Below are 8,283 nucleotides of genomic sequence, written 5' to 3'. Positions count from 1 at the left end.
CCCCCCCCCCCCCCCCCCCCCCCCCCCCCCCCCCCCCCCCCCCCCCCCCCCCCCCCCCCCCCCCCCCCCCCCCCCCCCCCCCCCCCCCCCCCCGGCCGGCCCGAGGCGACCTGCGCGCCGCCGGCGGCCAGAGGGCCGGCGGTCGACCCGGCCGCGGCGCTGCAGCGCATGTACGTCGACACGAGCCCGGTCAGTTCGGCGCATCTGAGCCTGAACGCGGAGGTCCTGGGGCCCGAACGGATGCTGTTCGGCACCGACTCACCCCCGTTGGCCGTGCCGCTGGAGGAGCAGATCCGCATGATCGAGAAGCTGCCGGTCGACAAGGCCTCGCAGCAGCTCATCCTCGGTGGCAACGCCGAGGCCCTCTTCGACCTGAGGAGTCGTCCGTGACCACCACGCAAGAGGCCGTCACCGCGGCCGAACGCTGCACCCCGGAGTTCCGGCGCGATCCTCACACGGTCTACGCCCATCTCCGCGACGCTGCGCCGGTCTGCCCCATGAGACCGCCGCACGGCAACGAGACCTACCTGATCACCCGGTACGAGGATGCGCGGGCCGCCCTGTCCGATCCGCGGTTGAGCAAGGACATGTACGGAGCCATGGACGCCTACCGGAGGATCTTCGGTGACTCGTCCGTCGCGCTGGACGACAACATGCTCAACTCCGACGCGCCCAAGCACACGCGGCTGCGCAGGCTGGTCAACTCCGCGTTCACCCCACGGCGTGTGGAAGCTCTGCGGCCGAAGATCCAGGACATCGTCCGGGGCCTGCTCGACGAGTGCCCGACCCGGGAGCCCTTCGACCTGCTGCCGGTCTTCGCGTTCCCGCTGCCGATCATCGTGATCTGCGATCTGCTCGGTGTACCGCCACAGGAACGGGCGCGGATGCAGAACCTGTCCTCCACGGTGGCCCAGAGCGGTTTCAACGAGGAGGCCAAACGGGCCCAGCAGAAGGCGGAGGAGGATCTGCACGCGTACTTCTCGGATCTCATCGCCGCCAAGCGGAGCCGTCCGGGTGACGATCTCCTGAGCGCGCTCATCGCGGCCCGGGACGACGACGGCGGGCTGACCGAGAGCGAGCTGGTCTCCACGGCGTTCCTGCTGATGTTCGCGGGTCACAAGACGACCGCGTACCTGATCGGCAACGCCGTGCACCACCTCCTGTCCCATCCCGAGCAGCTGCGCGCCGTGCGGGAGAACCGGGAGCTGATGCGTGCGGCAGTCGAGGAACTGGTGCGCTACGACGGCTCCGTGGAGACCGCGACGTTCCGCTACGCGACCGAGGACGTGGAGTACAACGGGACGCGGATTCCCAAGGGCGCCCTGGTCCAGATCGCGATCAGTTCGGCCAACCGCGATCCGCTGAAGTTCGACACCCCGGACGAGTTGAACGTGATGCGTCCGGGCAACGCGCAGGACGCGCATCTGGGGTTCGGGCACGGCAGCCACTACTGCCTGGGAGCCCCGCTGGCCCGGCTGGAGATGCAGCTGGCTCTCACCGCCCTGTTCGACCGGTTCCCGAGGATGACGCCGGCCGACCCCGGCGGCGAGGCGCGGTGGATGGAGGTTCCCTTCCCGGCCTTCCGCGGCCTCGCGGAGCTTCCGGTCGTACTCGATCCTGCCGGGTGACCGGCGCGCAGAAGGGAGAATTCAGCAAGCCTTCGACCGGGGAGGGCACGGGGAGTCGGTGTTTTCTGGCCGCCGTGGGGCGTATGGCGTGATGTGGGACATAGACGATCAATGCCCGATTGTGGATAGTTTGACGTGCTTACTCTGTCCACCGCGTCACGTCATCGAGTAGACCGCCCCATCGATCGTCCAGGAGACCCATGCGCCCTCGCATACCCTCCATCCCGCGAATAGCCTCCACTCCGCCCGTCGCCTTGGCCGGCGGCGCCCTGGCCGTCGGCCTGGGCGGCCTGTATCTCACCGGGCTGCTGCTCACGGGCGGGGAGATCGAGGCGGGTACGACGGTGCGCGGCGTGAACATCGGGGGTCTGAGTCGCGCGGACGCCGTCCGGGAGCTGGAGAAGCACCTGGCGGCGGCCGGCTCGCACGAGCTGGCCGTGACGGTCGGTGACCGCAGGAGTACGGTCGATCCTCGGCAGGCCGGGCTCGGCTTCGACGTCGAGCAGACCGTCGACCGGGCGACGCGTACCGGCTCCGATCCGTTCAGCGTGGTCGGCGGGCTGTTCCGCTCGGGTGGCGGGGAGATCGAGCCGGTCGTACGCGTCGACAAGGGGAAGACCCGCGCCGCTCTCGTCAAGCTGGCCACATCTCTTGATCAGAAGGTCCGGGACGGCGCGGTCACCTTCACGGACGGCCGGGTCGAACAGGTGGCCCCACGCCGCGGCTACGCGCTCGACGTGGACGCCGCGGTCGGCACCCTGCGCAGCTCCTTCCTGCGCGGCAAGGCCGACGCGGTCACGGCCCTGCCCGCCCGCGAGACCAAACCGAAGGTCACGGCGGCAGAGGTCCAACGAGCGGTGCGCGAGTTCGCGCAGCCGGCCATGTCGGCGCCGATCACGCTCACCGCGGGTGACAAGCGGTTCACGATCAGCCAGGCCGTCCTGAGCCGGTACCTCACGATGCGACCGGACGGCACCGGCAGGCTGGAACCGGGGCTCGACGGCAAGGGCCTGCGCGCCGCACCCGAACTGGCCGGCATCACCAGCAGGCCCGAGAACGCCAGACTGCGACTCGACGGCGACAAGGTCGTGGCGGCCGACGACGGCAGGCCCGGCCAGGAGATCACCGATCAGGCGCTGAGCCGGACTGTGCTGCCGATGCTCACCAAGTCAGACACCGCCGCCCGCACGGGCGAGCTGACCACGCGCAAGATCCAGCCGGAGGTGACCGGCGCGAACGCCGCGCAGCTGGGGCTGAAGGAGAAGTTGTCCTCCTTCACCGTCAACTTCGAAAAGGCCCCGTACCGCACCAAGAACATCGGCCGGGCCGTGGAGCTGATCAACGGTTCCGTGATCATGCCGAACGAGACGTGGAGCCTCAACCGGACCGTAGGCGAGCGCACCGAGGCCAACGGCTTCGTCCAGGGCATCATCATCTTCGACAACGAGTTCACGAAGGCGCCCGGCGGCGGGGTCTCCACTGTGGCCACCACTGTCTACAACGCGGCGTTCTTCGCCGGGGTGAAGGTGATGGAGCACGGTGCCCACTCCTTCTACATCGAGCGCTATCCGGAGGGACGTGAGGCGACGGTCGCCTGGGGCAGCCTGGACCTGAAGTTCAAGAACGACTCGGGCCACGCCATCTCCATCCAGGCCGAGTCCACCGACACCTCCGTGACCGTCACCTTCCTCGGCACCAAGAAGTACGACGAGATCAAGTCGGTCAAGGGGCCCCGCACCCATGTGCAACAGCCTGCGAAGAAGGTGAACACCGACAAGAAGTGCGTGCCGCAGACACCGCTCGAGGGCTTCGACGTCACCGTGGAGCGGGTCTTCTCCAACGACGGCAAGGAAGTCAAGCGGGAGCCGTTCCACACGCACTACGCCCCACGCGACGAGATCACCTGCGAATGATCCGCACTCCGTAGGCCATCGAGCAAGGTCACCGCGCTGGCCGCCCAGGGCAGGTCCGACTCGGAGATCGCGGCCGAACTCGCCCTCGGCGTCTTGACCGTGCGCACCCCGCCAAAGATGACAGCCGAAAGGCCGCGTTCAAGCGGGTAGCGGGATCCTTCCCAGCTCGATCACCCGCAGGTGCTGCGCGGCCTTCGCCGTCGTCTCGAACAGCGCGCCTGCCGGAATGCCGGGGACGGTTCTGACGTGCCGCCAGCCCTGGCCGACGTAGTACGCGTGGAGGCCGGTGTTGTCGGTCCAGGCGGCCAGGCGGACCACCTGGGCGCCGTCGGCGGCGGCGCGGGCGCGGGCCCACTGCTGGAGGGTCGCGCCGATGCCGCGGCCGGCGTGCGGGCGGGCGACGATCACTTTGCGGAGGTAGCGGGCCGGGACGGCCAGTTCGGCCGGGGTCCACAGGCGTGGATGGCCGTGCGGGAGCAGGGTGAGGGTGGCCACCGGTTCGTCCTCGGGGGCGAGCATGGCCATCACGGTCGCGCCCTGCTCGATGAGGGACAGGGTGAGCCGGGGGCGGAAGGGTTTCGACCACTGGTCGGAGCCGTGCCGCACCGCCAGCCATCCGGCGGCCTCCCGCCGCCAGTGACGCAGGGTCTCCAGGTCCTCCGGGACGGCCGGACGGACGTAGAGCGGCGGCGGGGTCAACTCCGCTCCTCCCCGAACGAGTAGAGGCGGCGCAGGGCCTGGACGAGACGACGGCCATGGGCGTTGAGCGAACGGCCGTCCGGCGCGGTCAGCGGGCGCCGGGTGACGAGCCGGCCGATGATGCCGCGGGGGTGCAGCACCGTCCCTTCCCGCGCCAGGTTCACCAGGACGCACTCGTCGGCCCCGCACTCCAGCAGCCCGAAGCCGGGGCGGCGGAAGACCAGGCGGTCGGCCTGGAGGGCGTAGACGCCGGGGGCGGGTGCGTTCGGCACGTAGCAGGGTTCGGGGGCGGTGTGACGTACGGTCAGTTGGACGCCGTCCGCCGGGTCCTGGTGGGGTTTGCCGAGGGTCCGGTGGCCGTGCCGCTCGGCCACGTGCCGTACCAGCGTCGGCACCTGCTCGTCCCCGAGTTCGATCTCGCCCAGCAGCCAGGTCGAGCCCAGCACGCGGCAGTTGACCTCCAGCGCGACGACGGAGTCCGCGCACAGGGCGAAGTCGGCGCCGAAGATGCCCCGGTAACCGAGGTCGGCGAGGCCCCGGCCGATGCGTTCCATCGCGTCGTTCGTCCGGGCGAGCACGGCCGGCGGCAGCAGCGCGGGGGCGCCGAAGTCCGAACCGGAGTACTCGCCGAACCCGGCGCCCGTCTCCTCGATCCCGGCCAGTTGCAGGGCCGCACGCAGCGTCGCGGCCGTCCCGTCGTGGGCGACGAAGCCGTAGCAGGCCAGGGTGGTGTCCCCGACGTACTCGCTGACCAGCCAGCGCTCCCGCGACGGCAGGTCCGCCGCCGTGCTCCTGTCGGTGACCAGGTACGTGCCGTTGCCGCCCGCGCTGCGCGGCTTCTGTACGACGAACCGGTCGCCGAAGCGGCGCCGCAGTGCCGGGTAGTCGATCCCGTCGACGCCGCCCACCACCACGTCGTCCGGCGTCGGCACCCCCAGCTGCCGGAACCAGTCCCGCATCGCGGCCTTGTCCTTGAGCGCCTCCCAGGCGTGCTGCACGTCCGGCACGAGCAGCCGGGCGCCGGTGGCCTCGACGGCCTGCTGCCAGTGCGGCCGGTACGTCCCGTAGGCGGCGAGGGCGAACTCGCGGCCCCGCCACCGGTCCCCCACCAGGCCGGGCAGGTGGTCCATCAGGGCGTCCAGACCGCGGCCGCTCAGTGTGTCCGCGCGGCTTCGGGTCCGCTCCTCCAGCGTGTACATGTGGGCGGCGAACCGATCGCTCCAGCCCGCGTCCACGCCCTCGGGCGTCAGCAGTCCGGCCAGGCAGTCCGTGCGGAGCAGCGGCAGCAGGTAGAGCGGGCGCGGGGCGGTGCCGAGGAAGCGGGCGGGCCGCAGCAGGCGCTCGACGTCGTCGAGGGACGCAATCACGCGGTGGATTATGCAGTCCGGCGATACGCCCCGAACGTAAAGAAGCCGTGGGTCGTCGGTGGTACTGACGGAGCGTTAGAATGCGCGGCCGCCCGGGCCTTTGCAGGTGCCCCTTTGGGTGCCCTTTTCCCGGCGGTCTCGTTCTCGAAGGGAGCGGAACACGCCGGCACCCGACGGAACGGACACGGAAACGGACACGCCTTGCGAGTGACGATGCTCGGCCACGCCGGGCTCTATCTGGAGACGACCGCGGGGAGCATCCTCTGCGATCCGTGGACCAGCCCCGCGTACTTCGCCTCCTGGTTCCCCTTCCCCGACAACAGCGCGCTCCCCTGGGACCGGTACGCGCACCCCGACTACCTCTACGTCTCCCACCTCCACCAGGACCACTTCGACCCCGCCCACCTGCGCGAGCGCGTGGGCCGTGACACCACCGTCCTGCTCCCCGACTACCCCCTCGACGACCTGCGGGACGCACTCGCCGCCCTCGGCTTCACCCGCTTCCGCCGACTGCCGAACGGCGAACCCGTCGGGCTCGGCGGCGGTCTGCGCGTGGCGATCACCGCCGTCAGCGCACCGGTCGACGGCCCGATCGGGGACTCGGCCCTCGCGGTGGCCGACGGCACGGCGCGCATCCTCAACCAGAACGACGCGAGGCCCCTGCAGGCCGAACAGATCGCCGCCTTCGGCCCGTACGACGCGCACTTCCTGCAGTTCTCCGGCGCCAGCTGGTGGCCGCTGGCCTACGACCTGCCCGCGCGCGCCAAGGCGGTCTACGGCAGGGCTGCCCGCCGCAACGGCCTCACGCGGGCGCAGCGTTTCATCGAACAGGTCGGCGCCCGACACGTGGTGCCGAACGCGGGCCCCGCCTGCTTCCTGGACGACGACCTCTTCGACTTCAACGATCTGCACGGCGAGGACCACAACCCCTTCCCGGACCAGTCGGTGTTCGTGGACCACCTGCACCGCAACGGCCACCCCGAGGCCCTACTGACCGTCCCCGGCACCATCCTGGAGTTCGCGCACGGACAGTGCGGGGTCCGCCACCCGGCCCCGGACGCGTTCACCGCGTTCCGGGACAAGGAGGCGTACCTGCGGTCGTACGCGGCCCGGGCCCGGACCCGGATCGCACAGGAGCGCCGGACCTGGCGACCGGCCGGGACAGGCGTCGATGTCCTCTCCGCTCTCAAGGACTGGTTCGAACCGCTGCTCCGGATCGCCGACCGCATCTGCGCGGGCGTCGGCGGCCCGGTTCTCCTGAACATCGGCGACCTGCCGCTCGTCATCGACTTCCCCGCCCGCGAGGTGCGCCGCTGGGACGGCGAACCGTGCCGTTACCACTTCCGGTTCGAACGGGACCTTGTGGAGCGGCTGATCGCCGACCACCAGGTCGACTGGGTCAACAGCCTTCTCCTCGGCATGCGGTTCACGACCTCGCGGGTCGGACCGTACAACGAGCACGTCTACACCTTCTTCAAGTGCCTCTCCCCGGAACGGATCAGCTACGCCGACGCCTGGTACGCCGAACCCGAGGCGCCGAGCGAGTTCATCCGCCTGGACGGCTGGGAGATCCAGCGCCGCTGCCCCCACCTCCGCGCCGACCTGGCCCGCTTCGGCGAGATCCAGGACGGCGTGCTGCGCTGCCGTATGCACAACTGGCGCTTCGACCTGCAGACGGGCCGCTGCCTGAACGCATACGGCCACCGGCTCACCGCCCGCCCGGCCGGGGACGCGTGATCGCTGAGATGCCGGAGCAGCGGGTGAGCAGGGCCCTGCAGGTGCGTACGCTTCGCGTTCGGCGGACAGCCTGACCGGAGGAGCCCTGGCGAACGTTCTGCCCGGCGGGACATCCACTCGCCGTGCGTAGGCAGCGTCCTACGGAATGGGAATGCCGCGTTCCTGCTCCCTTCGGCGAGGTGGCAGCCCAGGCAGCGGTGTACATCGGTGCGGCCCCTCCTGCGCCGACCCTGCGTGCCGGTGCAGACCAGCAGCGGCGGCCACGTAGTCCTGCGCCGTGAGCAGGCCGGTCAGTCGTCCGTGCGGATCGGTGACCGGCAGCGCGTCCATGTGTTCCTCCGCCATCACGGCCGCCGCGCGGAGCGTCGATTCCTCGGGATGGACCGTGACCGTGCGGCGCCCGTGCACGAGGTCGCGCACGGGCCGGTGGGACAGTGTCACCGCGGGGTCCGCGCAGGCGACGGCGAGCTCGGCTCGGTCCAGCACACCGGCGCAACAGCCGTCCTGGCGGACCACCGGCAGATGACCCTGCCCGGACCGCTCGACCACTTCCCAGGCCATCAGCAGCGTCTCGTCCTCGGTGATCGAGTACGGCGCCCGGTTCATCATGTCGCCCACGGAAAGGCTCTCGTCCACGGCTGCCTCCTCCCGATCAGCGCCGACCGAGCCGAGGAACGTCGCCCGTGGTTTCCCTCAGCACGGTCAGGCGCCGGTGGTACTCCTCCTCGTCCATCTCACCTCGGGCGAAGCGTTCCGCAAGAGGTTGCTCCGGGGAGAGCCCAGACGTCCGGGAATCGGCAAGACGTCCGGGCATCGGCAAGGTCGCTGCTCCCTGCCTGCCTCGCCACGGCGCGGTACAGGAGGACGCCGAGGGTGATGATCAGGGCTCTCACGCTCACCCGCCCCGTGGAACGCGTCATAGGCCGGTGAGGCCAAGGC

At 70.7% G+C, this 8,283-nt stretch carries 8 protein-coding genes; 4 read left to right on the top strand and 4 right to left on the bottom strand.

Annotated elements, in window-relative coordinates; translation table 11 throughout:
* Window positions 1–168: 168 nt before the first annotated feature.
* From ACZ5DS_RS38235 to ACZ5DS_RS38225, 3 genes are all read left to right on the top strand, one after another.
* Window positions 169–390 (top strand): amidohydrolase family protein, encoded by a 222-nt coding sequence (locus tag ACZ5DS_RS38235; protein WP_468247968.1) that lies wholly within the window; start codon window positions 169–171, stop codon window positions 388–390.
* Window positions 387–1,628 (top strand): cytochrome P450 family protein, encoded by a 1,242-nt coding sequence (locus ACZ5DS_RS38230; RefSeq protein ID WP_468247967.1) that lies wholly within the window; start codon window positions 387–389, stop codon window positions 1,626–1,628. Before ACZ5DS_RS38235 ends, ACZ5DS_RS38230 begins: the two co-directional genes overlap by 4 nt.
* A gap of 200 nt (window positions 1,629–1,828) precedes the next feature.
* Window positions 1,829–3,541 (top strand): VanW family protein, encoded by a 1,713-nt coding sequence (locus ACZ5DS_RS38225; protein WP_468247964.1) that lies wholly within the window; start codon window positions 1,829–1,831, stop codon window positions 3,539–3,541.
* 138 nt (window positions 3,542–3,679) lie between these two features.
* Here ACZ5DS_RS38225 and ACZ5DS_RS38220 read toward each other — a convergent pair whose 3' ends face one another.
* Together ACZ5DS_RS38220 and ACZ5DS_RS38215 are read right to left on the bottom strand one after the other, a co-directional pair.
* Window positions 3,680–4,240 (bottom strand): GNAT family N-acetyltransferase, encoded by a 561-nt coding sequence (locus ACZ5DS_RS38220; protein WP_468247962.1) that lies wholly within the window; start codon window positions 4,238–4,240, stop codon window positions 3,680–3,682.
* Complete coding sequence (locus ACZ5DS_RS38215) at window positions 4,237–5,607, bottom strand: ATP-grasp domain-containing protein (protein ID WP_468247960.1); 1,371 nt, start codon at window positions 5,605–5,607, stop codon at window positions 4,237–4,239. Before ACZ5DS_RS38215 ends, ACZ5DS_RS38220 begins: the two co-directional genes overlap by 4 nt.
* A 207-nt stretch (window positions 5,608–5,814) precedes the next feature.
* Here ACZ5DS_RS38215 and ACZ5DS_RS38210 point away from each other — a divergent pair, with 207 nt between their 5' ends.
* Window positions 5,815–7,344: a Rieske 2Fe-2S domain-containing protein gene (locus ACZ5DS_RS38210; protein ID WP_468247999.1), complete on the top strand. Its 1,530-nt coding sequence runs from the start codon at window positions 5,815–5,817 to the stop codon at window positions 7,342–7,344.
* Between the two features lie 138 nt (window positions 7,345–7,482).
* Here ACZ5DS_RS38210 and ACZ5DS_RS38205 read toward each other — a convergent pair whose 3' ends face one another.
* Entirely contained in the window at window positions 7,483–7,980 is a 498-nt protein-coding gene (locus ACZ5DS_RS38205; RefSeq protein ID WP_468247958.1) for a CBS domain-containing protein, read from the bottom strand.
* Window positions 7,981–7,996: 16 nt separating this feature from the next.
* Window positions 7,997–8,077, bottom strand: coding sequence for a hypothetical protein (locus ACZ5DS_RS38200; protein WP_468247997.1), 81 nt, complete (start codon window positions 8,075–8,077; stop codon window positions 7,997–7,999).
* Window positions 8,078–8,283: the final 206 nt, after the last annotated feature.

It is taken from the genome of Streptomyces sp. NPDC031100, assembly GCF_055570785.1.
Note: the sequence above shows the minus strand (reverse complement) of the source record. Positions and strands in the feature narration are given on the sequence as shown.